21 protein-coding genes and 1 pseudogene are annotated in these 25,129 nt (G+C 63.4%); 15 read left to right on the top strand and 7 right to left on the bottom strand.

What is annotated here, in order from left to right:
• Positions 1 to 41 precede the first annotated feature (41 nt).
• The gene (locus AC24YW_RS15605; protein WP_487483569.1) at positions 42 to 860 is read right to left on the bottom strand and encodes a rhomboid family intramembrane serine protease; all 819 of its coding nucleotides are present in this window, start codon (positions 858 to 860) and stop codon (positions 42 to 44) included.
• Between the two features lie 454 nt (positions 861 to 1,314).
• Between AC24YW_RS15605 and AC24YW_RS15600 the strand changes: the two genes are divergently transcribed.
• Together AC24YW_RS15600 and AC24YW_RS15595 are read left to right on the top strand one after the other, a co-directional pair.
• On the top strand, positions 1,315 to 1,869 hold the full coding sequence (locus tag AC24YW_RS15600) for a PAS domain-containing protein (RefSeq protein WP_487483568.1): 555 nt from the start codon (positions 1,315 to 1,317) through the stop codon (positions 1,867 to 1,869).
• 159 nt (positions 1,870 to 2,028) lie between these two features.
• Entirely contained in the window at positions 2,029 to 3,162 is a 1,134-nt protein-coding gene (locus AC24YW_RS15595) for a DJ-1/PfpI family protein (protein ID WP_487483567.1), read from the top strand.
• Positions 3,163 to 3,175: 13 nt separating this feature from the next.
• Here the strand turns inward: AC24YW_RS15595 and AC24YW_RS15590 are convergent, their stop codons facing one another.
• Entirely contained in the window at positions 3,176 to 3,562 is a 387-nt protein-coding gene (locus tag AC24YW_RS15590; protein WP_487483566.1) for a COG4315 family predicted lipoprotein, read from the bottom strand.
• Between the two features lie 146 nt (positions 3,563 to 3,708).
• Between AC24YW_RS15590 and AC24YW_RS15585 the strand changes: the two genes are divergently transcribed.
• Positions 3,709 to 4,215 (top strand): GNAT family N-acetyltransferase, encoded by a 507-nt coding sequence (locus tag AC24YW_RS15585; protein ID WP_487483565.1) that lies wholly within the window; start codon positions 3,709 to 3,711, stop codon positions 4,213 to 4,215.
• A gap of 38 nt (positions 4,216 to 4,253) precedes the next feature.
• On the opposite strand, the gene AC24YW_RS15580 is transcribed toward AC24YW_RS15585, so the two are convergent.
• On the bottom strand, positions 4,254 to 6,176 hold the full coding sequence (locus AC24YW_RS15580) for a DEAD/DEAH box helicase (RefSeq protein WP_487483564.1): 1,923 nt from the start codon (positions 6,174 to 6,176) through the stop codon (positions 4,254 to 4,256).
• A 212-nt stretch (positions 6,177 to 6,388) separates the two neighbouring features.
• Positions 6,389 to 6,814: a VOC family protein gene (locus AC24YW_RS15575; protein WP_487483563.1), complete on the bottom strand. Its 426-nt coding sequence runs from the start codon at positions 6,812 to 6,814 to the stop codon at positions 6,389 to 6,391.
• A 203-nt stretch (positions 6,815 to 7,017) separates the two neighbouring features.
• Between AC24YW_RS15575 and AC24YW_RS15570 the strand changes: the two genes are divergently transcribed.
• Complete coding sequence (locus AC24YW_RS15570; protein WP_487483562.1) at positions 7,018 to 9,006, top strand: ATP-dependent nuclease; 1,989 nt, start codon at positions 7,018 to 7,020, stop codon at positions 9,004 to 9,006.
• Positions 9,003 to 10,712, top strand: coding sequence for a UvrD-helicase domain-containing protein (locus AC24YW_RS15565; RefSeq protein WP_487483561.1), 1,710 nt, complete (start codon positions 9,003 to 9,005; stop codon positions 10,710 to 10,712). The genes AC24YW_RS15570 and AC24YW_RS15565 overlap by 4 nt, the downstream gene beginning before the upstream one ends.
• A gap of 12 nt (positions 10,713 to 10,724) precedes the next feature.
• Here the strand turns inward: AC24YW_RS15565 and AC24YW_RS15560 are convergent, their stop codons facing one another.
• Positions 10,725 to 11,876, bottom strand: a complete 1,152-nt coding sequence (locus AC24YW_RS15560; protein ID WP_487483560.1) for a zinc-binding dehydrogenase — start codon at positions 11,874 to 11,876, stop codon at positions 10,725 to 10,727.
• 168 nt (positions 11,877 to 12,044) lie between these two features.
• On the opposite strand from AC24YW_RS15560, the gene AC24YW_RS15555 reads away from it, so the two are divergent.
• The 5 genes from AC24YW_RS15555 (at position 12,045) to AC24YW_RS15535 (ending at position 17,372) form a co-directional block, all read left to right on the top strand.
• Positions 12,045 to 12,983 carry an acyl-CoA desaturase gene (locus tag AC24YW_RS15555; RefSeq protein ID WP_487483559.1) on the top strand — a complete coding sequence of 313 codons (939 nt, stop codon included), beginning with the start codon at positions 12,045 to 12,047 and terminating at the stop codon, positions 12,981 to 12,983.
• A gap of 268 nt (positions 12,984 to 13,251) precedes the next feature.
• Entirely contained in the window at positions 13,252 to 14,493 is a 1,242-nt protein-coding gene (locus tag AC24YW_RS15550) for an MFS transporter (protein WP_487483558.1), read from the top strand.
• A 78-nt stretch (positions 14,494 to 14,571) separates the two neighbouring features.
• Positions 14,572 to 15,738, top strand: coding sequence for an MFS transporter (locus AC24YW_RS15545; RefSeq protein WP_487483557.1), 1,167 nt, complete (start codon positions 14,572 to 14,574; stop codon positions 15,736 to 15,738).
• A gap of 68 nt (positions 15,739 to 15,806) precedes the next feature.
• Positions 15,807 to 16,418, top strand: coding sequence for a PilZ domain-containing protein (locus AC24YW_RS15540; protein ID WP_025037137.1), 612 nt, complete (start codon positions 15,807 to 15,809; stop codon positions 16,416 to 16,418).
• 330 nt (positions 16,419 to 16,748) lie between these two features.
• Positions 16,749 to 17,372: a transglutaminase-like cysteine peptidase gene (locus AC24YW_RS15535; protein ID WP_487483556.1), complete on the top strand. Its 624-nt coding sequence runs from the start codon at positions 16,749 to 16,751 to the stop codon at positions 17,370 to 17,372.
• Between the two features lie 122 nt (positions 17,373 to 17,494).
• On the opposite strand, the pseudogene AC24YW_RS15530 reads toward AC24YW_RS15535, so the two are convergent.
• A pseudogene (locus tag AC24YW_RS15530) lies at positions 17,495 to 19,257 on the bottom strand (CYTH and CHAD domain-containing protein).
• Positions 19,258 to 19,598: 341 nt separating this feature from the next.
• Between AC24YW_RS15530 and AC24YW_RS15525 the strand changes: the two are divergent.
• The 3 genes from AC24YW_RS15525 to AC24YW_RS15515 all read left to right on the top strand — a co-directional run bounded on the left by AC24YW_RS15525 (position 19,599) and on the right by AC24YW_RS15515 (position 21,801).
• Complete coding sequence (locus tag AC24YW_RS15525) at positions 19,599 to 19,805, top strand: hypothetical protein (protein WP_487483555.1); 207 nt, start codon at positions 19,599 to 19,601, stop codon at positions 19,803 to 19,805.
• A gap of 105 nt (positions 19,806 to 19,910) precedes the next feature.
• Positions 19,911 to 20,726 (top strand): helix-turn-helix domain-containing protein, encoded by an 816-nt coding sequence (locus AC24YW_RS15520; RefSeq protein WP_487483554.1) that lies wholly within the window; start codon positions 19,911 to 19,913, stop codon positions 20,724 to 20,726.
• Between the two features lie 100 nt (positions 20,727 to 20,826).
• Complete coding sequence (locus AC24YW_RS15515) at positions 20,827 to 21,801, top strand: Bug family tripartite tricarboxylate transporter substrate binding protein (protein WP_487483553.1); 975 nt, start codon at positions 20,827 to 20,829, stop codon at positions 21,799 to 21,801.
• Between the two features lie 40 nt (positions 21,802 to 21,841).
• On the opposite strand, the gene AC24YW_RS15510 is transcribed toward AC24YW_RS15515, so the two are convergent.
• Positions 21,842 to 22,549 (bottom strand): GntR family transcriptional regulator, encoded by a 708-nt coding sequence (locus AC24YW_RS15510; protein ID WP_487483552.1) that lies wholly within the window; start codon positions 22,547 to 22,549, stop codon positions 21,842 to 21,844.
• 258 nt (positions 22,550 to 22,807) lie between these two features.
• On the opposite strand from AC24YW_RS15510, the gene AC24YW_RS15505 reads away from it, so the two are divergent.
• Both AC24YW_RS15505 and AC24YW_RS15500 read left to right on the top strand, forming a co-directional pair.
• Positions 22,808 to 23,794 carry an ABC transporter ATP-binding protein gene (locus AC24YW_RS15505; RefSeq protein ID WP_404651121.1) on the top strand — a complete coding sequence of 329 codons (987 nt, stop codon included), beginning with the start codon at positions 22,808 to 22,810 and terminating at the stop codon, positions 23,792 to 23,794.
• A 44-nt stretch (positions 23,795 to 23,838) separates the two neighbouring features.
• Positions 23,839 to 25,128 carry an ABC transporter substrate-binding protein gene (locus AC24YW_RS15500; RefSeq protein WP_036029687.1) on the top strand — a complete coding sequence of 430 codons (1,290 nt, stop codon included), beginning with the start codon at positions 23,839 to 23,841 and terminating at the stop codon, positions 25,126 to 25,128.
• Position 25,129: the final 1 nt, after the last annotated feature.

Genomic DNA, 25,129 nt, shown 5'->3' with positions numbered 1-25,129 from the left:
GGGAATGATGGATGAATTCGGGCCGCCTCGCAAGCGCCGCTTCAAATGCGGTCTGAAACGTCCCGTGATGACGCATCCGCAGCATCGCTTCGCACGCGCGGCACGGGATCGAACAGCGCGAACAACAACAGGCCGGCGAAGAAGCCGCCGATATGCGCCTGCCAGGCCACGCTCGTGGTTTCGGCATCGACCCCGATCGCGCCCACGCCGAAGATGATGTTGACGCCGAACCACACGGCGAGGAAGCCGACCACCCGCCCGTCGCGCAGCGCGCGCGACAACGGCAGCGCCGGAACTTTCGCGGCGGTATCGGCATCCGACCGGCTGAACGACAGGAAGCTGCCGCGGACGAAGGCAAAACGGATTGCGGCTGCCATCGCGCCCGACACCGAGGCTGAGGCGCCGATCATCGGCGCCACCGCATGCTCATGGGTGATGAGATGGGCGAGCGCACCGGCCGCCGCCGTCACCGCCAGGAAGACGAAGAACCTGACGGTGCCGAAACGCCGCGCCAGCGCGCTGCCGAACGGCAGCAGCCACAGCACGTTGAAGCCGAGATGGGTGAGATTGGCGTGCAGCAGCGAATAGGTGACGAAGGTCCAGACCTTCGCCCCCGTCCCGCCCGGGATCTGCAGATTGAGCAGCGAGGAATCATAGCGCTTCGGGATGAAGCCGAACACGTCGATAGTCCAGTTCTCGAGCTCCGGCGGCAACAGCACCCGCAGATGGATCGCCGCCAGCAGCATGATATAGGCGGTCAGCGCCGGAGGCAGCGTCAGGATCGGCTCGCGCGGAGCCTCCACGGCGGCCGGCGGGCCCGGCTGAGGACCTTGCGGCGACGAATCTTGCGGGGAATCCAAGGCAGCTTCGCTTTCGGGCGACATCGGGGCGACAGGCTTGGAGATAGTCGCCTTTGCCGTCCCTGCGCAAGTGCACAAAAGGAAAAGGCAGGGCCCTGGGAAAGCCCTGCCTGTCCGTGTCGGTCTTCCGGTAACCGGAGAGATAAGGCGTATCCCCACCCCTCCCCGCGGCCCGTGACCAAACTGTTTGACGCCCTGTACAGGCCCCGCCGAGAACCTGGAGAAAAGCGGCGAGGCTTGCGACCGCGGCCACCATAGCAGGCGCGCGGCCGGCACGAAGCCCATAGTTAATTTAACGTTAACGACGCAAAGGCCGGCCCGAGACGGCTGAAAGCGCGCCCGCGGCATGGACGCTGCAAATCCCCTCCTGCACAACAACAGTAGGGATCGCGGGTGCACTGAAGCGGGACAGGTCTGTCCCTTCGAGGGTGCACCCCGGGGCGAGCGTTCAGTCATGAAACATCCGTCGAGCCGCGCGTTCTTCGCGTATTGGGACAAGAAGCGCGGCACTGCGCGGGCCCCCGACCGGGCCGACATCGACCCGGCTGCGGTCCGCGGCCTGCTCGGCGACATCTTCGTGCTGTCCTGCGAACCAAACCTGGGCTTCCCGTTCCGCGTCGCCGGCACGCGCGTCTGCGCGCTCGCAGGAACAGACCTCAAGGACCAGAGCTTTGCGGCGCTGTTCACAGCAGCAAGCCGCAGCGAGATCGAGGAGATCACCACCATCGTCGCCGACGAGACGCTGGGCGCGATCGCCGGCCTCACCGCGGCGCGCGAGGACGGCAGCAAGGCGCATCTGGAGCTTCTGCTGCTGCCCTTCAACGCCCGCCCGCATACGCCGGTGAGCGTCACCGGCGTGCTCGCGCCATTCGACGACGAATGCGGCACGCTCTCCGCCTTCACCCTCACCTCGTGGCGCTACCTGCACCAGCCGGAAAAATTGCTGCCGCGCGCCATCCGCAAATTGCAGATCGCGCGCGGGCTGATGGTGTATGAGGGGCTGCGATAATCTCCGCCCAACGCGCGGCATCGCGCGAAACGGGAGGCCGCAGCGCGACGATCAACGCGGACGCAGATGGCCGTTTTTGCCGGATCTGCGTCATTCCTGATGCCGTTGCCAAGCGTTAGCTTGCGCCTCGCGAAGCAACGAGGATCGGCTGACATCATCATGACGTGGCGCATTCTGGCGTTGAGCGGCGTCGGTTGCCTGGCATTGCTGGCCGCGATCGGCGGAACCTGGCTGTTGCTGCTGCCGGGCTCGCCGGCTCGGGGAACCGCGCCCGTGATATCCAAAGACGAGACCGAGGCGACGCTTGCAGCGCTGAAGCCGCCCAAACGCAAACGTCCCCTGATCGCCATCGTCGGCATCAACGACATGACCGAGACGACGGACTATCTGATGCCATACGGTATCCTCGCGCGCGCCGATGTCGCCGACGTCCAGACCTTGGCGACGCAGCCTGGTCCCGTCGCGCTCTATCCCGCGCTGAGAGTGCAGCCGCACGCGACCATCGCCGAGTTCGACGCCGCGCATCCGGACGGCGCCGATTACGTCATCGTGCCCGCGATGAGCCCCGAAGACGATGCCACGGCCTTGAAGTGGATCAGAAGGCAGGCCGGCAAGGGCGCGATCGTCATCGGTGTCTGCGTCGGCGCCAAGGTCGTCGCCAACACCGGGCTGCTCGACGGCCGGCAAGCCACCACGCACTGGTATTCGGTGCGCGATCTGCAAAAGCATGCCGCGATCCGCTATGTCGCGAACCGCAGGCTGGTGGTCGACCGCGGGGTTGCGACGACGACCGGCATCACCGCGTCGATGCCGATGGCCCTGACCTTGATCGAGGCGATCGCCGGTCGCGCCAAGGCCGAGGCGGTCGCCAGCGACATCGGCCTTGCGCGATGGGATGCACGCCACCGCAGCGAGGCGTTCCAGTTCACACGCCCCTTCGCGCTGACCGCGATCGCAAACACGCTCGCATTCTGGAAGCGCGAGCAGCTCGGCATCGCGTTGACGCCCGATGTCGACGAGGTCTCGCTCGCCTTGATCGCCGATGCCTGGTCGCGCACCTACCGCTCGCGCGCTCTCACCTTTGCCGCCACGGCCGAGGCGCAGGCGAGCCGCGGCGGTCTTCGCATCCTGCCGGACAAGGTCGCAAGCGATTGGCCGGCAAAGCAGACGCCGCCGGCCGTGGCCGATCTGCCGCCGGCGCGGGCGCTGGACCAGACGTTGCACGACATCGAGGCGCGCTACGGACAGCGCACGGCCGACTTCGTCGCGATGCAGCTCGAATATCCGAGATGAAGCGGGAGCGCCGTTACGGCATCGCCCGATGCCAAGCGCCGTTCAAGAAGCCGTCGCCGGTGACGTCGCCGGGCTTCTGGTCCTTGGCGAAGGTGTAGAGCGGCTTGCCCTTGTAGGCCCATTGCTTCGAGCCGTCGTCGCGCGTGATGATGGTATAGCCGTCGCCGGCCACATCGCTCGCCTCGGCCTTCAGCACCGGCCAGTTCGTCGCACATGGACCGTTGCACGCCGACTTGCCGTCGGCATCCTTGTCGAAGGTGTAGAGCGTCATGCCCTTGGCATCGGTGAGCACGTTGCCCTTGTCGGTTTTGCCCGTCTTGGTCGGCGGTGCGGCGAAGGCGGCGGGCACGATCGCGAGAGATATGGCCAGCGTGAGCGCGAGGCGGATCGAGGACGTCATGGTATCTCCTGTCATGCAATTGGCTTGCATGGATAGGACGCCGCGTACGGCCAGGTATTCCTGGGATGGCGGCAAAGATATTTTTCGCTGCGCGCGCCGGCACAGCGGAATAAACTGGACCGACCGAGACGGACCGACAAAGAGACATGAGCAAGCCGCATTGGCGTCCCGCACACGCATCCGACCTGCCCGCGATCAGCGACATCGCGGCGCGGATACATCCCGACCTTCCTGAAGGACCCGAGGTGTTCGCCGAGAAGATGCGGCTCTATCCCGGCGGATGCCGCGTGCTGATCGCCGGCGACGGGATTGCCGGCTACGGGCTCGCACATCCCTGGAAGCAGCACCGGATTCCGCCGCTCGATGCCTTGCTCGCACGATTGCCTGACGATGCGGATTGCCTCTATGTCCACGACGTCGCCGTCTTGCCGGATTTTCGCGGCGGCGTTCTGCGCGTCTATATCGCCGATATCGAGGAGCTGGCGCGTGCCGCAGGCATCGCAACGCTCGCATTGGTCTCGGTCTACGCGACGCGGCCGCTGTGGGAGCGCCTCGGCTTTCGAGCCGTCACGGCGGAGACGGAACTACGGGCAAAGCTCGCATCCTATGGCGAAGGCGCGACGTACATGCGGCGCGACCTCGCCGGGCCGTAACCTCGCCCACGCGCCGTTCGGGTCCCCCCGAGGGGCATTCAACCGCGATGCTTCTTCTTCGCCTTTTTTCCCGGCGCGCCCTTCGCAGGCCATGGCGTGACCGACGGCTCTGCGTGGCCGGGCCTGTTCTTGTGCTTCTTCTTTCCAAACGAAGGCGCATCGCCGAATTTCGGCGCGCGGTCGGCGTGAGGCTTGCTGCGTGGCTTGAATCCAGCTGCCTCGCGCGGGCGATCCTCGCGCCGTTCGTGATGCCCGCCGGCCTCCCGCTGCGGCGCGCGGGAGCGCTCCTGAGGAGCTTCCTGCCGGTGCGGCGCGTCCGCCATCGGCTCGATCCGGATGCTGTCTTCCTTGTCCGGACGCTTGATCTTCGCCGCAAAGGATTCGGCGACCCGCTGCGAGATCTCGAACTCGGTGGTGGTGTCCATGATCTTGATGGCGCCGATGTCGCGCTTGTCGATGCCGCCGCGGCGGCAGATCATCGGCAGCAGCCAGCGTGCTTCCGCGTTCTTACGGCGCCCGATGGCGGCGCGGAACCAGACGCTGCCCTCCGCCATGCCGTGCTTCGAGGATTTCCCAGCCTTCGACCGCGGCTTGGCGCGGTCATCGCCCTCTCCGGATCTATCACGCCCGCGTTCCGGCTTGCCGCTTCGCTCGCCGGGATCGATGATGTCCTCGGGCGACGGCAGCCGCGCACGGTAAAGCCGTGCCAGTGCCGCGGCGATATCCTCGGCCGATCGCTCGGCCAGCAGCGCCTGGGCCAGCGCCAGATCGTCCGCCGTCGTCTCCTCGGTGAACAACACGTCCTTCATGCGAGCGTGATCGAGCTTGCGGATCTCGTCCGCCTGCGGTGCCGTGCCCCAGACCGCGTCGACACCTGCGAGATTGAGCAGCAGCTCCGCGCGCCGCCGACGTGCGGGCGGCACCAGCAGGACGCTCGTCCCCTTTCGCCCCGCGCGCCCGGTGCGGCCCGAGCGATGCTGCATCACCTCGGCGTCGTTGGGCAGGTCGGCCTGAATGACGAGGTCGAGGCTCGGCAGGTCGATGCCGCGGGCGGCGACGTCGGTCGCGACGCAAACGCGGGCGCGTCCGTCCCGCAGCGATTGCAGCGCCAGGGTGCGTTCGTTCTGCGTCAATTCACCCGACAGCGCAACGACCGAAAAGCCGCGCTCCAGGAGCGCGGCCTGCAAATGCCGGACGGCATCGCGCGTGCTGCAGAACACCAGCGCGCTCGGCGCCTCGTAGAACCGCAGCACGTTGACGACGGCATGCTCGACGTCGGCCGGCGCGATGCGGATCGCGCGGTATTCGATATCGGCGTGGCCGCCCTCGTCGCCGGCAACCTCGATCCGCAACGCCTGCCGCTGATACTGCTTGGCCAGCGCCACGATGCCGCGCGGGAACGTCGCCGAGAACATCAGCGTGCGGCGCGTCTCCGGCGTGGTCTCGAGGATGAATTCCATGTCCTCGCGAAAGCCGAGATTGAGCATCTCGTCGGCCTCGTCGAGAACGACCGCTTTCAATTCCGAAATGTCCAGACGGCCGCGCCGCAGATGATCGCAGAGCCGCCCGGGCGTGCCGACGACGATGTGCGCGCCGGCGGCGAGCTCGCGCTGCTCGCGCCTGGGATCCATGCCGCCGACACAGGAGACGACGCGCCCGCCGGCATGCCCATAGAGCCAGGCAAGCTCGCGCTGCACCTGGAGCGCGAGCTCGCGGGTCGGCGCCACGATCAGGGCGAGCGGCGCGGCCGCCTGCCCGAACCGCTCGGCGTCATCGAGCAGATTTTTGGCGATCGCCAGCCCATAAGCGACGGTCTTGCCGGAGCCGGTCTGCGCCGAGACCAGGAGGTCGCGGCCAGTAGCTTCGTGGGCGAGCACCGCGAGCTGGACGGGCGTCAGTGAATCATAGTTCCGCTCGGCCAAAGCGCGGGCGAGCGGCGGGGTCAGGGCCGGAAGAGACACGAGATGGGAAACCTTGGTTAATTCAGGCGCGGCACAGCGAGCCGAGGCGCCCAAAGCTGCGTGCGCGGCAACGGCCCGGCCGCACGCTGGATTTGATCTGGCCGCTCTTTACGCCAACAGGCCCGAAATCACCAGCGCCTTGATGCATGGCTTGGCGGAGAGTGCCGCGCCGAGGTTGCAGCGGATTTCGGCGTTCGTACCGTGCGGGCACCTCAGATCTCCGCGTAGATCTCCAGCAGGTTGCCGTCGGGATCGCGGAAGAACAGCGTGCGATGACCAAAGGCCTGGTCCGTCGGCGGCGACAGGACCGGCACGCCCTGGCGCAGGAGCTCGTCGGCGCAGGCATCGACCTCGCTTGCCGACACCTTGAAGGCCAGCTGCAGCGAGGCGCTGCCCGGCGGCGTCGGTGGATCGCCGGCGGTGCGGCTCGGCCTTGCCAGCGCCAGCGTGTTGCTGCCGAGGCCGTACTCGATCCAGTTCGGCGACAGCTCGCGCGAGAGTGGAAGGGCGAGGATGTCTTCGTAGAAGCGGCGCATCGCCGCCATGTCGCGCACGAAGATGACGGTGTAGTCGATTGCGCGGATGGCGTGGAAGGGCGAGCGGGCGTGTTGAGCTCGTTCGCCTGCTTGATCACCCATCATAGTACCCCTCATCCTCGTATCATCGCAAAACGACAGCTCCAACGCATGCTGCTGGCTGCCGAACAGCACATGATTTTGCGGTGCAACCATATACGTACTTAATCTTCGGCGAAGAACAGGACCTAAGTCGACTTGCACTCGATAACGCCCTCTGGTTGAATCAGCATATTTCACCCTTCAACCACCGCGCGACCTAAAAAATGAAGCTCCGAACCATTTGCTTGAGAAATTATAGACTAATCGACAACGCTGAAATTCACCTTGAAACTGGTACTAAAGCCACCATTTTGGTCGGCCCCAACAATAGCGGAAAGACATCGTTCGTCGAATCTGTCGCAGCCTTTCTGAGCGGCAACATAAGATCCTTCGCGATCAGCGACTTCTCAATCCGCACTCAACCGGCGTTCACTGCCTTTCACAAGGCAGCACTTTCAGAGCAGACGGGCATATCTTCTCTACCTCCCCTACCATCACTACAGCTTGACCTGAATTTCGCGTACGATGATTCCGCTGAAGATCTTGTCGTCGCTGACTCGCTCCTGATGGACCTCGACGAGACCTCGACTGAAGTTCGGTTTAGAATAGAGCTGCAATCGATCAATACCGACGAGCTAGCCGTCGCCTTCAAGGCTTTTCACGAGAAGAATCCCAAAAGGGATTTGCGCGATTTTTTGGCTACAAAGCTCGCTCAATACTATGAATTTCGATACTTCAAGGTCGCCAAAGACGGCGCGGTTCAATCGATCCCCTCCGACAAAGTAGCGTCACTGATCGAAAGATTGATTCGCGTAGACTTTCTTCCTGCGCAACGGCACATGGAAGATCAAGAAGGAACCCGACAAGCGACGAAGCTCTCCCGCCTGCTCAATATCCACTACGAACACCGATACAAGTCTACTCAGCCCGACAGCTATGAGGAATTAGAGACTGCCGTCCGAGAGCAGGCCGAGGAACTGACTATCAAGTATGGGGCAGCCTTCGCTGAACTGAAGCAAGCTCTGCAAACATTTGGATACCCGGAGACGCCCGATCTGAGCATCCGCGCGGAATTATCCGCTAGTGCGATATTCAAGGACAACACGCGCGTCTTCTACGCGGCCGAGCTTGAACCGATAGGAGAGGCTCAGGCAGTTCCTTACGAGCTTCCAGAACGATATAATGGCCTTGGATTCAAAAATCTCATCTATATGGTATTGCAACTAAAAGCATTCCGGGACGAAGCTCAGAGTTTGGACGGACCACGCCCACGCGTCCACCTCGTTGTCGTCGAGGAACCTGAAGCACACCTTCATCCTCAGATGCAGACTGTCTTTCTCAACAAAGCACAGTCTTTTCTGGAGGCGGGTACACCCGGCGGAGCGCAGCTGATAATTACGACGCACTCCTCTCACATTGCTGCCACTTCAGGGCTCACCCCAGTCCGATATTTCCGCAGAAAAAGATCCCGTGCCACAGTCAAGGATCTTATGACCTTTAAAGATTCGCGATCGAACGAAGATCAAAAGAAGGCATATGACTTCGTCGCGCAGTATCTGACGATAACTCGATGCGATCTCTTCTTTTGCGACAAGGCCATTTTGATCGAAGGCGCTGTTGAACGCCTGCTCTTACCTCCAATGCTGCTGCTTGCCGAGAAAGCCGGGATAGACCTCACCCAAGCGTATCTGTCCGTTGTCGAAGTTGGCGGAGCGTATGCCCACATTTTTCGCGAGTTTCTGCAGTTCTTAGACATCCCGGCACTAGTGATCACCGACCTAGATTCGATCGATTCAAGCCGCAAAAAATGTCCCGTTAGCCAAGGTGTTTCGACTAGCAATGCAACTCTTAAGACTTGGCTCCCCGGGAAATCTACACTCGGGGACATACGCGCCGCCCAACCTGACGATTGCACGGACGGCTCGATTCGCGTGGTTTTTCAGGTACCCGAAGCTGATAACCGCCCCTGCGGCCGGAGCTTTGAGGAAGCGTTTTGCTACGCAAATAGCGACTGGCTGATCGCGAACAATAAAGCCCTACTTGGGACTGGCGATCTATTTAACTATGCAACCGCAGGAGACTTGGAAGCTGCAGCCTACTCAATATCGTTCCCGAAAGTCGACTTCGCGATTGACCTCATATTGAACAACGGCTGGAGAACGCCACTTTACATTTCTAACGGACTGAAATGGCTCTCGGAGCAGCGCGGATGAACGATGCTGACGCAAAAATCGCGGGCTGCATTGAGGCTCGTCAAAGCTTCCTTCTTGATGCTGGTGCCGGAGCAGGAAAGACATACTCTCTTGTTCAGGCCCTCAAGCTCCTACTGAGGTCGCATCGAAATGAGCTAAAGGCAAAAGGACAGCAAATAGGGTGCATCACGTTCACAAACGTTGCAAAAGATCAGATCGCCGAGAGGATCGAAAATGATCCCTTGGTGAGAGTTTCCACGATTCACGACTTCTTATGGGACTTGATTGCTCCCCACCAAAGAGCACTGCGGTTTGCAGTTAGCAAATACAATGCGTCCTTAAAGGACAGCAGCCGCCGGAAGGTGGATCAAGCGTTGCTCGAAGCTGCCCTACAGGACGCGTCCGTAACTTATGCTGATCTTGGGACAAATCTGCTAAAGGGGCGACTGTACCACGATGACCTTCTGCAGGTCGCTCAGATCATGTTTAAAGACAACCCGATGCTCGCTCGAATTTGCGTCGCAAGATTTCCATTTCTGTTGATCGACGAATATCAAGACACCAGCAAGCCGGTTGTTGAGATCGTGCTGGGCATCATACTACCCAGAATGAAGGACCGCTTTGTGGTCGGCCTGTTCGGGGACAAGCTGCAGAGCATCTACTCGAGCACATCGAATCCTGGAATTGGCGAACTCCCCCCAGAACTTCAAGAATTGCTAGAGCCTATCATCAAGCCCGACAACCGACGTTGTCCTATTGCAGTAATAAACGTCCTCAACCGAATCCGCGATGATATTCAGCAGGTGCCAGCTGCAGACAATCCGCAGGGGGAAGCCCTCTACTTATTCGCTCAAGATGAAGCAGGACTAGAATCAGCCCAAACTTTTCTCAAGGACAGCCGCGGCTGGGCGATAACAGCGAGCCGGACGAAGCAATTATTCCTGACGCACCGATTGATTGCCAAGAGGGGCGGTTATGGAGATTTGATCCAGGTTTACGGGGACAGAGGCGGATACTTCAGGGAAGACTTTCTTGGAGGAGAGGATCGAACCATTTCCTTCTTTATGGATAAGGTAGAAGCCCTCGCGTCCGCTTGGCGCTCAGCCAACCAAGGGCTGACTGTCACCTTACTTAAGAACAATGGATTTCAACTCAGGTCGAACGCAGACAAACAAGTTGCCCGTCGTGCGCTAGACAAACTAATTGAGCTTCGCGAGACTGCGACCGTGAAGGAGGTTCTTACCCATCTCCAAAGTTCAAAGCTTTTAACAATGCTGGAAGATCTTGAGACTAGGCTGACAACGCCTAAGCGGGATACCTCCAAAATGGACGAAAAGGATGCTGAGCGGGAGGTTCGAGATTCAAAATTCTACACCGAGCTATTCTGCTTGCCTTACGCGCAGATCGCATCTTTCGTGCACTTTTTCCTGAACCACACACCATTTGCTACAAAGCATGGCGTCAAAGGCGCCGAATTTGACGAAGTGATCGTAGTACTCGACGATAAGGGAGCCAGATGGACACAATACTCGTTTGACAAATATCTTAGCATGGAGGACCTGCAGGATAAGGCTGAGCGCTGGAAGAGAAGCCGAAATCTCTTTTACGTTTGCTGTTCAAGACCCAGAGAACGACTCGCGGTAGTGGACCTAGGCAGTCGCGACAAGGCAAAAGTTCAGAATATTAGTCGAATCTTCGGAGCCGCCCACGTTCTCGAAGTTCCGTGAACTTGATTTCACTCACGCCACCAGGTCCGGCCACGGCACGATGGTCGACTTCACCGTCTTCATCGCCATCGCGTCCTGCACCGCCTGCGCGACGCCCGCTTCCGTGAACGGGTAGATCGTCTGCATCTTCGCCCACGGATATTTGTCACGCGTGCGGTAGAGCATGTCGACGCCGAGCGGGAGGTCATTGCCAGTGAAGCCCCAGGATCCCAGCACGTTGAGGTCCTTGATGCAGATGCGGTGCCAGGAGGTGTCGATCGAGCCGGCGTCAGTGAACTGGCCCATCTCGACATAGGTGCCGCCGTCACGCAGCATCTCGATGCCTTCGGGGCCGGCGGTCGGATGCCCCGAGCAGTCCATCACGAGATCAGCGCCGAAGCCGCCGACGATCTTTCGCACGCGATCGATGCGCGCCTCGGGTGACTTCAGCTCCTCGATGTTGACGGTCGCCTCCGCGCCGAACTCGCGCGCCAGCTTGAGCCGCGGCTCCTCCGGCGCGCCGACGCAGATCACGCGCCCTGCCCCCATCTCCCTGGCGGCCGCGACCGCCAGAATGCCGATCGGGCCGGAGCCCTGGATCACCACCGTGTCGCCCCAGGAAAAACCACCGGCGCGGGTCGCGCGATTGAAGGCCCGGATGCAGGACGTCAGCGGCTCCGACAGCGCGCCCAGGCGCAGCGACATGTCGTCGGGCAATTTGTAGATCTTGGTGCCCGGCAGCATGTCGAGATCGACATAGACATATTCGGCCCAGCCGCCCCACAAATGCGGCGCCTTGTCGAAGCCGAGATAGCGGCCGTAATAGACCGGCGTCAGGCATTTGTTCGCGGTTTGCGGATAATGGATGCAGTAATAGCAGCGGCCGCACGGCATCAGGGGCGGGATCATCACCTTCGAGCCGACTTGAAGCGGCTTGCTCATGAAATCTTCGGTGAACTCGTCGCCGCATTCGACGATGACGCCGCCGAGCTCGTGTCCCAGCGTGAACGGCCAGGGCAGCGGCTTCGGCCAATGACCTTTCAGGATGTGCAGGTCGGTGCCGCAAACCCCGCAGGCGCCGACCTTGATCAGCGCCGCCTTCCGGCCGACCTTCGGCCACGGCACAGTGCGGATCACGGGCTCCGAGCCAGGACCAGCGTGGGTGCAGACGCGGATTTGCTCCATGGTGTCCTCGCGGACCGCTCGTTGTGTTTTGATGATGCGGGCCGCAATCAGCCTATGACAGCCGAGCGACGTTGCAAATAGCAACGCCCCGTTGACACGCCGCAGTTGTATCCGCAGGTTGCATATGCGCCAGCATCGCCTGCTTCGGAACTCTGCCGGGATCAGACCATGGATTTGCGACCGGGCTCGGAACGAATTGTCGTCACGCCTGACACCGATCCGCTGGGTGGCACCGTGCAATGGGCGCCGGCGAAATCGCTGTGGCTGGCGGGCCTGACGGCAGCGGCCATCGCGCTCGGTCCGATCACCTTCTCCTGGTCGGCATTCGCACTCTTCCTCGCGACCAGCGCCGTCACGCTCTGCGCAGGACACTCCGTCGGCATGCACCGCAAGCTGATCCATGCGAGCTACGACTGCCCACTCTGGCTCGAACATCTCTTCGTCTATCTCGGCACGCTCGTCGGCATGGCCGGGCCGTTCGGCATGATCCGCCTGCACGATTTCCGCGACTGGGCGCAGCGGCAGCCCGCGTGCCATGAGTACTCCCGCCACGGCGCCGGGTTCTGGCGCGATGCCTGGTGGCAATTGCATTGCCGGCTGGTGCTGCGCCATCCGCCGGATTTTCGGCTCGAACCGCGCCTTGCCGGTGACCGGTTCTACGCTTTCATCGAACGCACCTGGATGTTGCAGCAATTGCCGTGGGCCCTCCTCTTCCTTTCAATCGGCGGACTGGACTGGCTGGTCTGGGGCATTTGCGTGCGCGTCAGCGTCTGCGTGACCGGCCACTGGCTGGTCGGCCACTTCTCCCACACAAGCGGCGACCAGACCTGGGTCGTCGATGGCGTCGCGGCCCAAGGCTACAATGTCCGCCTCGCCGCGCTGATCAGCATGGGCGAGAACTGGCACAACAACCATCACGCCTATCCGGGCTCGGCGAAGCTCGGACTGTTGCCGGGACAGGCCGATCCCGGCTGGTGGCTGATCCGATCACTCGAAGCGATCGGGTTGGTCTGGAATGTCAGGACGCAGCATAACCTGCCGGAGCGGCCCGGCTTGCGGCGGCTGACCGATGCGAAGCTGCGCGATGGGGTCGCCGATGCTGCCTGATGATCGCGATGAGGAGGCCGATGCACTATGGGCGCCGTCATTGCGAGGAGCTCTAGCGACGAAGCAATCCAGAATCGCTCCGCAGGGGCAGGCTGGATTGCGTCGCTGCCGCGGCTCGACGATAGCGGGCCGGAACTCGCAACGCTTGCACCTGAGATCACGGGGCCTCGTGGCAAGCATGCATGGCTGCTGTTCCACAACACCCAATTGTCTTGAGCGCCGGCCGCCGAGCGTGTAACTCGCCACGAGTCTCACCTCAGGTCATCCCGTGAATCCCCTTCCCCAAAATCCCGTCGCCGCATCCGGATCGTTTGCGGCGATGAGGTCCGTGCCCTACCGTCTCCAGTTCGCCTCCTACGTGCTGGCGATGATGGCGGACAATATCGAGCATGTGATCAGCTATTGGGTGGTGTTCCAGAAATTCCATTCGCCGACGCTGGGCGGGTTTGCCGTGCTGTCGCACTGGCTGCCGTTCCTCTTGTTCTCGGTCGCGGTCGGTGGCCTCGCCGACCGGTTCGATCCGCGCCGCATCATCCAGTGCGGCATGTTGCTGTTCATCGTCGCCTCCGCCGGCTGGGGCTTCTTCTTCCTGACCGACACGATCCAGATGTGGCACGCGATGCTGCTCCTGGTGATCCATGGCTGCGCCGGCGTGCTCTGGCAGACGCCGAACCAGCTCTTGCTCTACGACCTCGTCGGCCCGGCCGATTTGCCGAGCGCGGTGCGGCTGAACGCGATGGCGCGCTATCTCGGCATCCTGGTCGGCCCTGCGGTCGGCGGCATCATCATGCTGACGCTCGGTCCCTCGCACGGCATCATCTTCAACACGCTGTTCTATCTGCCGATGCTGCTGTGGCTGTTCTGGGCGCCGGTGCGCGACAAGGCCACGGCCGTACGGCGCTTTGCCGTGCGCGGCCTTGCCGACATCGTGCTGACCATCCGCGCGATCGGCACCCAGCCGGTGCTGTCGGCGATGACTTGGCTCGCCGGACTCACCTCTTTCATGATCGGCAACGCCTATCACGCCCAGATGCCGGGCTATGCCGGCGATCTCGGCCACGGCGATCCCGGCGTCTCCTACAGCGTGCTGCTCGCGGCCGATGCGGCCGGCGCAGTGCTCGCCGCAATCGCGCTGGAATCCTGGGGGCGGCTCAAGGGCACGCCGCGCACCGCGATCGCCCTGGCGATGCTGTGGAGCGTGGCCCTGCTCGGCTTCGCCCTGGTGCCGGTCTATCCGGTCGCGATCGCGCTGTTGTTCTTCGCGGGCTTCTTCGAGCTCTCCTTCAACACCATGGCGCAGGCGCTGGTGCAGCTGAACGCGCCGCACGACATCCGCGGCCGCGTCGTCGGCCTCTACAACATGGCCGGGCTCGGCATGCGCGCCTTCAGCGGCATCACCATCGGGGTCGCGGGCGCGGCGATCGGCATCCACTGGTCGCTCGGGCTCTCGGCCGCAGCGCTGCTGGCGCTGCTGTGCTTGTTGTATCGGCGCGCGTCGAAGGGGGCGTGAGGACACAGCATTGCGACAAAGCCGATTGACTTCCGCCCCTCCCCCACCGCACGCTTGAAGCTTTTGGGAGATAAGTCATTGCGCAATCGCTGGGGCATTCTTGCGATCCTGTTCGTCGTTCGCCTCACCATCGCGTTCCAGTTCCAGAGCGTTGCGGCGGTCGCGCCGCTGCTGCAGCAGACCTTCGGCGTCGGCCTTGCCGATATCGGCATCCTGATCGGGCTGTATTTCACGCCGGGCGTCGTGCTGGCGCTGCCGGGCGGTGCGATCGGCCGCACGCTCGGCGACAAGCCGACCACCATCGCCGCGCTGCTGCTGATGACGGCAGGCAGCCTCGTCATGGCCACCACCGAGATCTGGGGCTGGCAGATGGCGGGCCGCCTCGCCTCCGGCGCCGGCGGCGTGCTGCTGACGGTGCAGCTTACCAAGATGGCCGCCGACTGGTTCGCCGGAAAGGAGATCGCCACCGCGATGGCGATCTTCGTCAATTCCTGGCCGGCCGGGGTCGCGATCTCGCTGCTGGTGCTGCCGGCGATTGGCACCGCCCATGGTGCGGGCGCCGTCTTTCTGTCCGTGGGCGCACTGACCGCGATCGGCATTCTGCTGATCACGTTCTACCAGCCGCCATCCGGAGCTGCCGTCAGCGCGGCCGGCTCGAGCCGGCTCGATCCGCTCGCCCTGCTCGCGGTGGTCGTCGCCGGCGTGATCTGGGGCCTCTATAATGTCGGCTTCGCCATGATCTTCTCGTTCGGCCCGACGTTCTTGGCCGAGCGCGGCTGGAGCATCGCCGCGGCAGGCTCGGCGATCAGCATCGTGATGTGGTTGTCGGTCATTTCTGTTCCGGCAGGCGGCTTTCTCGCCGATCGCTTCAAGCGACCCTTTATCCTGGCGATCACGGCCAGCCTGCTTGTGGCCGTGCTGCTGGCGTGGCTGCCGCGGTCGGACTGGGTGATCACGATTCTGGTTCTGATCGGCCTCATCGGGGGCCATCCCGCCGGCCCGATCATGAGCCTCGCCGCCCGCGTGCTTGTCCCGGAGACCAGGGCGATCGGAATGGGCGTGTTCTACACGCTATTCTATGCCGCGATGATGCTCGGTCCCGCCCTGGCCGGGCGGCTCGCCAAATCGGCCGGGACCGCGGCGATCGCGCTCGACCTCGGCGCACTGACGGTGTTGGCGTGCCCACCCCTGATGTGGCTTTTCGAGCGCATCGTATCTGTCCGCAACCGGCGCGCCCGATCCTAACGCGGCATTAACCCTGTGCACCTTAGGGTCGCAAGGACTCCGCCCGGGCGGGGGGTCGGGTGTTGGAAATGGCGTTGGCGAACAAAAAATTTCTTCCGGCAGCCGAGGAGCGCAGGCGCTTCCAGCGGGTGAAGGTGCACCTGCTCGGCCGCTACATGCTGCCGGATCGCCGGGAATTCCCTTGCCAGGTGATCAACATGTCGCCGGGCGGCCTCGCCTTGCTCGCCCCCGGCATCGGCAATGTCGGCGACCGCGTGGTCGCCTATCTCGACCATATCGGCCGCGTCGAGGGCAAGATCACCCGGATCATCGACAACGGCTTCGCCATGACCATCGGTGCGACGCCGCGCAAGCGCGACAAGCTCGCCGCGCAGCTGACCTGGCTCGCCAACCGCGACATCCTCAATCTGCCGGAGGACCGCCGCCACGACCGTATCGTGCCGCGTAACCCGATCGCGGTGCTGACGCTCGAGGACGGCACCAAGATGACCTGCCGTATCATCGACCTCTCGCTGTCGGGCGCGGCCATCGCTGCCGAGAACCGGCCGCCGCTGAAATCGACGGTTCTGCTCGGCCGGGTCCAGGGCCGCGTGGTCCGAAACCTCGAGGACGGCTTCGCGCTGGAGTTCATGCACGAGCAGCCGGTGGAGACACTCGAAGAGAGCGTTACCGCGCGGTAAAGCGCGGGGAGGCGAAAACCTCCATATTTCCAGGCTCGAAGGCGGCCTCCGCGATGCGGACGCCGCCTTTTTCATGTCCCGCGGCGGGCGGCAAGCGGTTAACGCGGGGAGCGCAGGCGCGCGCAAGCAACGCTTCCGCCAGTGTTTCCGCGTTAATCGATAAAATTTGAATCAATTGCGGTCATATCGAATTTTACGCGAATTCTATTCAAGTATAGATCGAATTCGCCGCGTGTTTTACTTGCATTCGTCTCGACTTGACTTGGTCGACTTAGCGGCAACTCAAAAGCTCCGTGCGAAATGTGGTCCCAACAAGAAACGGGGGCCGCAATGTTTGACTTCAGGGGACAGGGGAAGAGACTGGCGCTGGTCGCCATGCTCTTCGGGATCAGCGCGGCAGCGCAGGCCGGCGAAGGCCGTCTGCTCTACGCGAGCCTCGGCGACACCACGCGTGCGCCGATCGGCTGGGTCGAGTTCTGCGCGGACAACACCGCCCAGTGCCAGGGCGCACCGTTGCAGCCGCGCGACATCGTGATGTCACAGGCCGCATGGCGCGACCTCGTCAAGGTCAATCGCTGGGTCAACGAGACCGTCAAGCCTTTGACCGACCAGGAGCACTGGGGCGTGATCGAGAAGTGGTCGCTACCGGCAGACGGTTACGGCGACTGTGAAGACTACGTGCTGTTGAAGCGCAAGATGCTGATGGATGCCGGCTGGCCGCGCCAGGCCCTGCTCATCACCGTGGTGCGCGACAAGAAGGGCGAAGGCCACGCGGTGCTGACGGTAAAGACCGACAAGGGCGAGTTCGTTCTCGACAATCAGAACGAGAACGTCCTCGCCTGGACGGAGACCGGCTACCGCTTCGTCAAGCGCCAGTCGCAGAGCGATCCCAACGTCTGGGTCTCGCTGGGCGATACCAAGCCGGCGGTCTCCACCGCCAGCGCGAGAGATTAACACGAACGAGACGACAGGTTACGCGGCCCGGTCACATCCCCACCCCTCCCCGTCCCAGACCGGTTCGCGCGCGCCCAGCCATCCCCCAATGGCTGGGCGCAACTTTTTTGGGGATGCGACGATCAGCTCTGCGTGCCCTGGCGCGACCAGGGCACGCGCGCGGCGGTGAAATCCCGCCAGCTATCCTGCAAGCCTGCTGCACGCCGATCGATGCCCGCGCCTGCCAGCCCGCGATCGCGGCCGCCGCAATGGCGCTGTCGCGATCCTCAGCGCCGAGCCCGTCGAGCAACGAGGCCGTCACCGCCATGTCGTTGAAGACGCCGAGCTCCTCCTGCAAGCCGGCGAGCCGGCGCGCGAATTTTCGTGCGGACTTGCGATCCTCGTAGAGCGGCAGCAGGAACTCGCTGAGATAGCGCAGCCGCTTGGTGGCGAGCCGCAGGCGATGCAGCTCGTCAGTCGTCAGCGACTTGAAGCGGCGGCCACGCTTGAGCACCTTGGCATGCTGCTCCGACAGGACGCGCTGGGCGAAATTGACGGCGGGCTCGGCGAGCCGGCCGAGATCTTCCGCCGCGACACCGTTGCGCCAGCCGCGCGTCTCGATCCAGCCGCCGAGGCCGATCAGGAAGAGAGCGCTACGGCGATCATCGAGCGCATGGCGCGCCCCGCGATAGGCTTCCGCCTGACGCTGAGCCGCGGCCCGCCCAAGCGCATCGAAGCCCGCGACCGAGGGACAGGCTCTTGCGATCGCCGGCAAGGTATCGAGCTGGAACACGTCCCAGTCGCGCGCGGCGGAGAGGCCTTGCGCCAGCCATTTGGCCTCCGAGCGCAGCGCCTCGAGGTTGCCGAGCGCGCCGACCGATCGCATCAGGTCGAGCGCGGATCGCAGCCGGCGCAGCGAGACGCGCAGCTGATGCACGCCCTCCGGATTGCGGCCGTCCTCGGCCGCCGGCAGCGATTGCAGCAGGTGAAGGAAGCAGGCGCGCAGGATTGTCGCGAAGGCTTCGTCGAGCGTCACGGCAGGATCGAGACGAAGCTTGTGCGGCCGGCGTGCCGACGGCGGCAGGTCCGCGGCAAGGTCGAAACCGCGCGCGGACTTGCTGCGGATGGACGGCTTCACCGTTCCGTGCTCCGCAAGGCGCAGCGCGATCTCGTAGATCGCGCTCGCGCTGCCGCTCTTCAGCTCCAGCTCGATCTCGCTGACAGGAACCGACCGGTCGCCGGCCGTCAGCTCGCCGCGGTCGAACGCGACCTCGACCGTGCCGGACGGCAGCTCGACGATGCGCGTATGCCGATGCACCTCGGCCGTGAACACCGCTTCGAGCGGCTGCGCGCCGAGATCGCCGCGAAGCTTCTCCGGAATGAACGGCATCGCCAAGGCGAGGTCGGGCGCAAGCGAAGGCACGCTTGCTTCCCATTCGCCGCGACGCAACGGATCGTCCGCAACCTCGGTCTTCACGGTCTGCACGAAACGCGTGCCGCTCTGGCGGACGCGTAAACTCAGGCCGGCGCGACGCAGCGCCCGCTCGGGCGTGTCGTAGTAGACGGACTTGAGACGTTTGCGCGTGCCCTTGTTGCGTGCATTCGCCGCGATGACGGGCGCTGCGCCGAAATGCGCCATGCGATCGACACCGACGAGAAGCTTGAGCTCGATTTCGGCGGCGGGACGAGCGTTGCTGCCCGGCTCAGCCTGTTGCAGATCAGGCGTCGTCTCTGGCGTCCGATCGCTCACAGCGTCCTTGATCACCGGCTCCGCTTCTGGCCCTGCGGGTTCGATCCGCCTCAGGAAGCCGGCAACGATGTGCGCTCCCTTGTTCTCCTTCGGTGGGTGATTCCCATCCGGCGCGCCAGGTGTCTTGCGGGCCGGCCTTGAATCTGACTTGAGCATGGGAAGTAACGTGACAGTTCGATGACAGGGCGCGAGCATATAGCCGATAGACCGCGCGAGGAATAGTCAGGTTACGTCGCAACGCATCCCCGTCCACATACGACAACCGAGCGCGAACCCGGCGTGTCACAATTCGGCGCATGCAGACCTGGATTGGAGCCGCTCGAAGCAAGTGGGAACCCTCGGATGCGGCGGCTGCCACCGATTCGCGGCGCAACAAACCTGTTCCCTCGGCCAGCGTCGAACTATCGTGCGAGCGGCGGCATCTCGGATCATCGTCATCTCTTTGGAACCTTCATCGTGCTCGCGCTTGAACCGGCATGAAAAGTCCATCACCGGGGATGCGCAGGGCGCTGCGCCAGGCGCGATTGTACGGGCACCTGCTCGTGCGCAACGACAGGCTGTATCACCCGGGCGGCAATCATCCGATCTGCTCGATACAGCTTGCGCGAGAGATGGTCAGGTCAGGATGGATGACCAAGCAGGACGGCGAATACGAGATCACGCCAGAGGGGCAGCTTGCCGCCGAAAGCGAACTCGGTCGCTGAGGAGCCCATGCTGCACCGTCCACTTCCCCGCCGGGGAGTCGGGCCTGTTGACTGATCCGGCGATTGCATCATTGACTAGCGGCACGGTCCCCACCAAGAGCTGCCATGCCCTCGTTCCGTCCCGTCATCGCGTTGTCGAGAGGCCTCGAGGTCCTGCGCGTCATTAATCAGGAACGGCAATCGACCGTGGGCTCGCTGCACAAGGCGACTGGCCTCGACAAGGCAACCATCGTCCGCATGCTCGAAACGCTGGAGCATGAAGGATATGTGGTGCGACGGGCCGATCCGCCCAGCTATGCCCCGACGGGACGGGCGCTCCTGCTCAGCGCCGGCTACGACGAACCGAATTGGATCGGCGGTATCGCCGAACCCATGCTCAACAAGTTTCGCCAGCAGATTCAGTGGCCCTCGGACGTGGCCGTGCTCGACGAGGAATCCATGGTGATCGCGCACACCACCCGGATCGGCGGTTCGCTGCTGTTCCACCGGCCCCCGGGTTTTCGCTTTCCCGTGCTGGGCACCTCGATGGGGCGCGCCTATTTGGCGTTTTGCGAGCCGGCCGAGCAGGAGCGCATCGCGGCGCGCCTTGCCCTCATCCCGGAGCCCTGGAATGACCTCGCCCGCAATCCCGCCAAGCTCACGAAGGTGCTGCGCGCGATCCGGAAAGCCGGATTCGCAGTGATGGACGAGAGCTACAGCCGCCGCATCTTCGGCGGCGCCGTCTGGGCCATCGGCGTTCCCGTCGCTGTTCCGAACCGCCTGTTCGCGAGCATGAACGTAATGATGCTGCGCGAAGCCGTCAGCACCGAGGAAGGTCTCCGGCGCTTCGTGCCGCAGATGCAGAAAGTCGCCTCCGCATTGGCCGAGACGCTCAGCGCCAAGCTTGCCGCGACAGGCCCGTCCGCGGCTGCCAAGAGCTAGCCATTTCACACAATGAAATGTTGTTTCTATTTTCCGGTCCCCGTGTGACATCTCTGCCCGGCGGCCAAAGGGCGCCCAACGACGCAACAGGGAGGGGCAAGTGAGGACATTCGTCGGAATGCTGGGCGCTGCAATTGCAGGCCTGGTGCTGGCCACGGCTGATGGGGCTGCAGCCGAAGCGTGGCCGAGCAAAGCCATCAAGATCGTCGTCTCGACGCCCGCCGGCGGCATCACCGATGCGTTCGCCCGCGCCTATGGCGATTACATCTCTCAGAAGCTCGGACAGCCCGTCGTCGTCGAAAACAAGACGGGAGCGAGCGGTGCGCTGGCTGCCCAATCGGTCAAGGATTCGGCGGACGGCCATACGCTGATGTACACGATCTCGTCCACGTTGCTCGGAAACCGGCTACTGCTGAAGTCGCTCGCCTACGATCCGGACAAGGATTTCACGATCGTCGCGGTGACGCCATCGGGTCATCTGCCGCTGGTCGTGCATTCCGCCACGGGTGCAAAGTCCATCGAAGATTTCGTCGCACATGCGCGCCGCAACAAGGTCACGGCAGGCTCGTACGGGATCGGTTCGTTTGCGCACATCGTGATCGCCGAGCTCAACCGCCAATACGGCCTCGACATCTCCATCGTGCACTATCGCGGCGAAGCGCCGATGTGGCAGGACCTGGCGGCCGGCGTCATCCAGGCCGCGACCGGCAGCTATCAGGCCGCGCTTCCAGTCCTCGATACCGGCGTCGGCCGCGCGATCGCCGTGCCGACACTGGTTCGCATGAAGAAACTGCCGGAAACAAAGACGTTCACCGAGCAGGGGGTCACCGGAAAGGTCTTCCAGCTGACGAGCTTCACGGCCCTGGTGGCGCCCGCAGCGACGCCGCCCGACCGGATCGAGCTGCTCGCCAAGCTCATGGTCGAAGGCGGCAAGACCGAGCGTGTCCAGAAGCTGCTCGAGGCCTTCGGCGTCGATGCGCCGGCCATGGATCGCGCATCCTCGGCCGTCCTCTACGAAAAGGAAGGGCCGGTCTGGCTGGAGTCGATCAGGAATCTCGGATTGGAGCCACAATAGCATCCGCACCCGCCGACCCCGTGCGCTGGCGAGGAGCTTCTCATGCCCCCAGCACGTCCGCGAGCCGCAGCTCGTCGGCGGCGGGATCCTTCAGGAACAGCTCCGCCTCGATCTCGTTCAGGTGCGACAGCATCAAGGCGCCCGCGCGCGCCTTGTCGCGTTTGCGGATCGCAGCGACGATCCCGGCGTGATGATCGGTGCCGCACGCGGGCGTGTCGTGACGGCGGTAGAGCAGGATGATGAGCGAGGAGCGCGCGATCAGCTCCTTCAGGAACCCGAGATAGACGCTGTGGCCGCTCATCTCGGCGACGAGACGATGAAACTCGCCGGACAGCCGCACCGAGGCGCGGGCATCGCCGCGCAACTCAGCCTCGCGTTCTTCCGTGAGATGGTGCTGCAGGCGATCGAGCCAGGCCGGCGAGACCGCGTCGATGGCGCGGTCGACGATGCTGGGCTCGATCAGGCGCCGCGCCTCGAACACCTCGCGGGCATCGGCCGGCGTCGGACGCGCGACGAAAGCGCCGCGATTCTTCTCGATGTTGACGATGCCCTCATGCGCAAGCTGCTGCAGCGCTGTACGCACCAGCGTCCGGCTCGCGCCGTAGATGTCGCCGATCTCGTCCTCGCCGAGCTTGGTGCCGGGTAGCAGACGATGTTCGAGGATCGCGGCGGTCACACCCTCCCGGATCCGGCTGACGCGATCGCTCGCATCTGGCGCATCGGGTTTCTGGCGGGTCTTGGCGGCCATGATTGTGGGGGCTCGATCGACGAACGTTCGGCCTGCAATGTTAGTCGACGAGCTGTATCCAATCACAGGCGAAACTTTATACAATCTTCGCCCGTTTTGTGTGCAGCTGGCTGCACAAGCAGCGGTCGGACAAATCCGGCCGGAATCGATCTAACGATCTGACTCCGCTGCACAGTTCTGCAAATTCATACCGTCCCGGGCTGTTGGCACGGACCTTGCGGAGGGAGGCGGGACGCATCGCCCCTCCTCGGACACGCCATGGCCATTCCCGCCGCTCTCGAACTGGTCGCCGTCACCAAGCGCTACGACGCCACGCTGGCCGTCGACAACGTCAACCTGAAGATCCCGGCCGGCACCTATTGCTGCCTGCTCGGCCCCTCCGGCTGCGGCAAGACCTCGACGCTGCGCATGATCGCAGGTCACGAGGCGGTCAGCGAAGGCGACATCATCCTCGGCGCGCAGAACGTCACCGACCTCGAGCCGGCCAAGCGCGGCACCGCGATGATGTTCCAGTCCTACGCGCTGTTTCCGCACCTCTCCGTGCTCGACAACGTCGCCTTCGCCCTGAAGATGCGCGGCATCGACAAGGCGACGCGGCACAAGCGCGCCGGCGAATTGCTCGAGCTGGTCGCGATGAGCCAATATGCAGGCCGTCTTCCGGCACAGCTCTCCGGCGGCCAGCAACAGCGCGTGGCGCTCGCACGCGCGCTGATCACCGAGCCGCAAATACTCCTGCTCGACGAGCCGCTCTCGGCGCTCGATCCGTTCCTCCGCGTCAAGATGCGCGGCGAGCTGAAGCGGCTGCAGCGCGAGCTCGGCATCAGCTTCATCCAGGTCACCCACGGCCAGGAAGAGGCGATGGCCCTCGCCGACCACATCGTGGTGATGAACCACGGCAGGATCGAGCAGCAGGGCACGGCGCGCGACATCTTCCATCGTCCCCGCACCGAATTCGTGGCCCGATTCATCGGCGGCCACAACGTGCTCAGCGACGCCGGCAATCTCATCGCCGTTCGCGCCGATCAGCTCGGCATCGTGCCGTTCGTCGACGGTGCCTTCGGCGCGCCGGCGCTGCTGACCCAGACCGAGTACCAGGGCTCCTACATCGCCGTCTCGCTCACGCTCGACGACGGCACCGCCCTGTTCTCCCACGTTCCCGAGTCCACCTTCGACGTGCATCCGTTCCGTCCGGGCGATCGCGTGCTGGCGACCTGGGATCCCGCCAAGGCGCAACGCCTGCAATAGCACCCTTCACCACGGAAAATGCGCAACACAGAGGAGTGAGCGAAATGACCGAGACGACCAGGAAGACCGGCGTCAGCCGCCGCACGCTATTGAAGGGCACCGCAGGTCTCGCCGGCCTCGCCGCCGGCTCCGGCGCGATCACCGGCTTTCCCTACGTGAAGTCGGCCGATGCAAAGGTGCTGCGCTATCTCGGCACCGCCGTGAACGAGGGCGACGACATCGCCAAGCAGTGCCTGAAGGACACCGGCATCAAGATCGAATACATCACCGCAACCACGGACGACGTCACCAAGCGCGTGATGACCCAGCCGAATTCCTTCGACGTGCTGGACACCGAATATTTCTCGCTGAAGAAGCTGGTGCCGTCGGGCAACATCCTTGCGCTCGACGCCAAGAAGATCAAGGAGTTCGGCAACATCACGCCCGTCTTCACCAAGGGCGAGACGCCCGGCGGCAAGAAGATCGGCGGCCAGGGCACCGCGCCCTGGAAGGTGCTCTATCTGGAAGGCAAGGACTCCAAGAAGTTCGCGACGTCGGCGACCGAATTCGTCACGCTGATCCCGACCGTGTACAACGCCGACACGCTCGGTATCCGCCCCGACCTGATCAAGCGTCCGATCACCACCTGGGCCGAGCTGCTCAACCCCGAGTTCAAGGGCAAGGCCTCGATCCTCAACATTCCCTCGATCGGCATCATGGATGCCGCGATGGTCGTGGAAGCCTCCGGCAAGTACAAATATGCCGACAAGGGCAACATGACCAAGGAAGAGATCGATCTCACCATGAAGGTGATGACCGAGGCCAAGAAGGCCGGCCAGTTCCGCGCCTTCTGGAAGGACTTCAACGAGAGCGTCAACCTGATGGCCTCGGGCGAGACCGTGATTCAGTCGATGTGGTCGCCGGCGGTCACCAAGGTCCGCTCGATGGGCATCCCCTGCACCTTCCAGCCGCTCAAGGAAGGCTACCGGTCCTGGGCTTCCGGCTTCTGCGTATCCAAGGGCGTCTCGGGTGCCAAGCTCGAATGGGCCTATGAATTCGTGAACTGGTTCCTGTCGGGCTTTGCCGGAGCCTATCTCAACCGCCAGGGCTATTACTCCGCGGTGCTCTCCACCGCGAAGGCGCACATGGAGCCTTACGAATGGGCCTACTGGATGGAAGGCAAGCCGGCCGAGAAGGACATCAAGGCGCCCGACGGCTCGCTGCTGGAAAAGGCCGGCGCGGTGCGTGACGGCGGCTCCTACGAGGATCGCATGGGCGGGGTCGCGTGCTGGAACGCCGTGATGGACGAGAACGACTACATGGTCCGCAAGTGGAACGAGTTCATCGCGGCGTAAC

This window comes from Bradyrhizobium sp. USDA3516 (genome assembly GCF_057651995.1).
Note: the sequence above shows the minus strand (reverse complement) of the source record. Positions and strands in the feature narration are given on the sequence as shown.

Bases quoted from the DNA above. Each gene is read 5' to 3' on its own strand.
- AC24YW_RS15600 (WP_487483568.1), top strand. From the start codon at position 1,315: ATGAAACATCCGTCGAGCCGCGCGTTCTTCGCGTATTGGGACAAGAAG.
- AC24YW_RS15595 (WP_487483567.1), top strand. From the start codon at position 2,029: ATGACGTGGCGCATTCTGGCGTTGAGCGGCGTCGGTTGCCTGGCATTG.
- AC24YW_RS15590 (WP_487483566.1), bottom strand. From the start codon at position 3,562: ATGACGTCCTCGATCCGCCTCGCGCTCACGCTGGCCATATCTCTCGCG.
- AC24YW_RS15585 (WP_487483565.1), top strand. From the start codon at position 3,709: ATGAGCAAGCCGCATTGGCGTCCCGCACACGCATCCGACCTGCCCGCG.
- AC24YW_RS15575 (WP_487483563.1), bottom strand. From the start codon at position 6,814: ATGGGTGATCAAGCAGGCGAACGAGCTCAACACGCCCGCTCGCCCTTC.
- AC24YW_RS15570 (WP_487483562.1), top strand. From the start codon at position 7,018: ATGAAGCTCCGAACCATTTGCTTGAGAAATTATAGACTAATCGACAAC.
- AC24YW_RS15565 (WP_487483561.1), top strand. From the start codon at position 9,003: ATGAACGATGCTGACGCAAAAATCGCGGGCTGCATTGAGGCTCGTCAA.
- AC24YW_RS15560 (WP_487483560.1), bottom strand. From the start codon at position 11,876: ATGGAGCAAATCCGCGTCTGCACCCACGCTGGTCCTGGCTCGGAGCCC.
- AC24YW_RS15555 (WP_487483559.1), top strand. From the start codon at position 12,045: ATGGATTTGCGACCGGGCTCGGAACGAATTGTCGTCACGCCTGACACC.
- AC24YW_RS15540 (WP_025037137.1), top strand. From the start codon at position 15,807: ATGGCGTTGGCGAACAAAAAATTTCTTCCGGCAGCCGAGGAGCGCAGG.
- AC24YW_RS15535 (WP_487483556.1), top strand. From the start codon at position 16,749: ATGTTTGACTTCAGGGGACAGGGGAAGAGACTGGCGCTGGTCGCCATG.
- AC24YW_RS15525 (WP_487483555.1), top strand. From the start codon at position 19,599: ATGCGCAGGGCGCTGCGCCAGGCGCGATTGTACGGGCACCTGCTCGTG.
- AC24YW_RS15520 (WP_487483554.1), top strand. From the start codon at position 19,911: ATGCCCTCGTTCCGTCCCGTCATCGCGTTGTCGAGAGGCCTCGAGGTC.
- AC24YW_RS15510 (WP_487483552.1), bottom strand. From the start codon at position 22,549: ATGGCCGCCAAGACCCGCCAGAAACCCGATGCGCCAGATGCGAGCGAT.
- AC24YW_RS15505 (WP_404651121.1), top strand. From the start codon at position 22,808: ATGGCCATTCCCGCCGCTCTCGAACTGGTCGCCGTCACCAAGCGCTAC.
- AC24YW_RS15500 (WP_036029687.1), top strand. From the start codon at position 23,839: ATGACCGAGACGACCAGGAAGACCGGCGTCAGCCGCCGCACGCTATTG.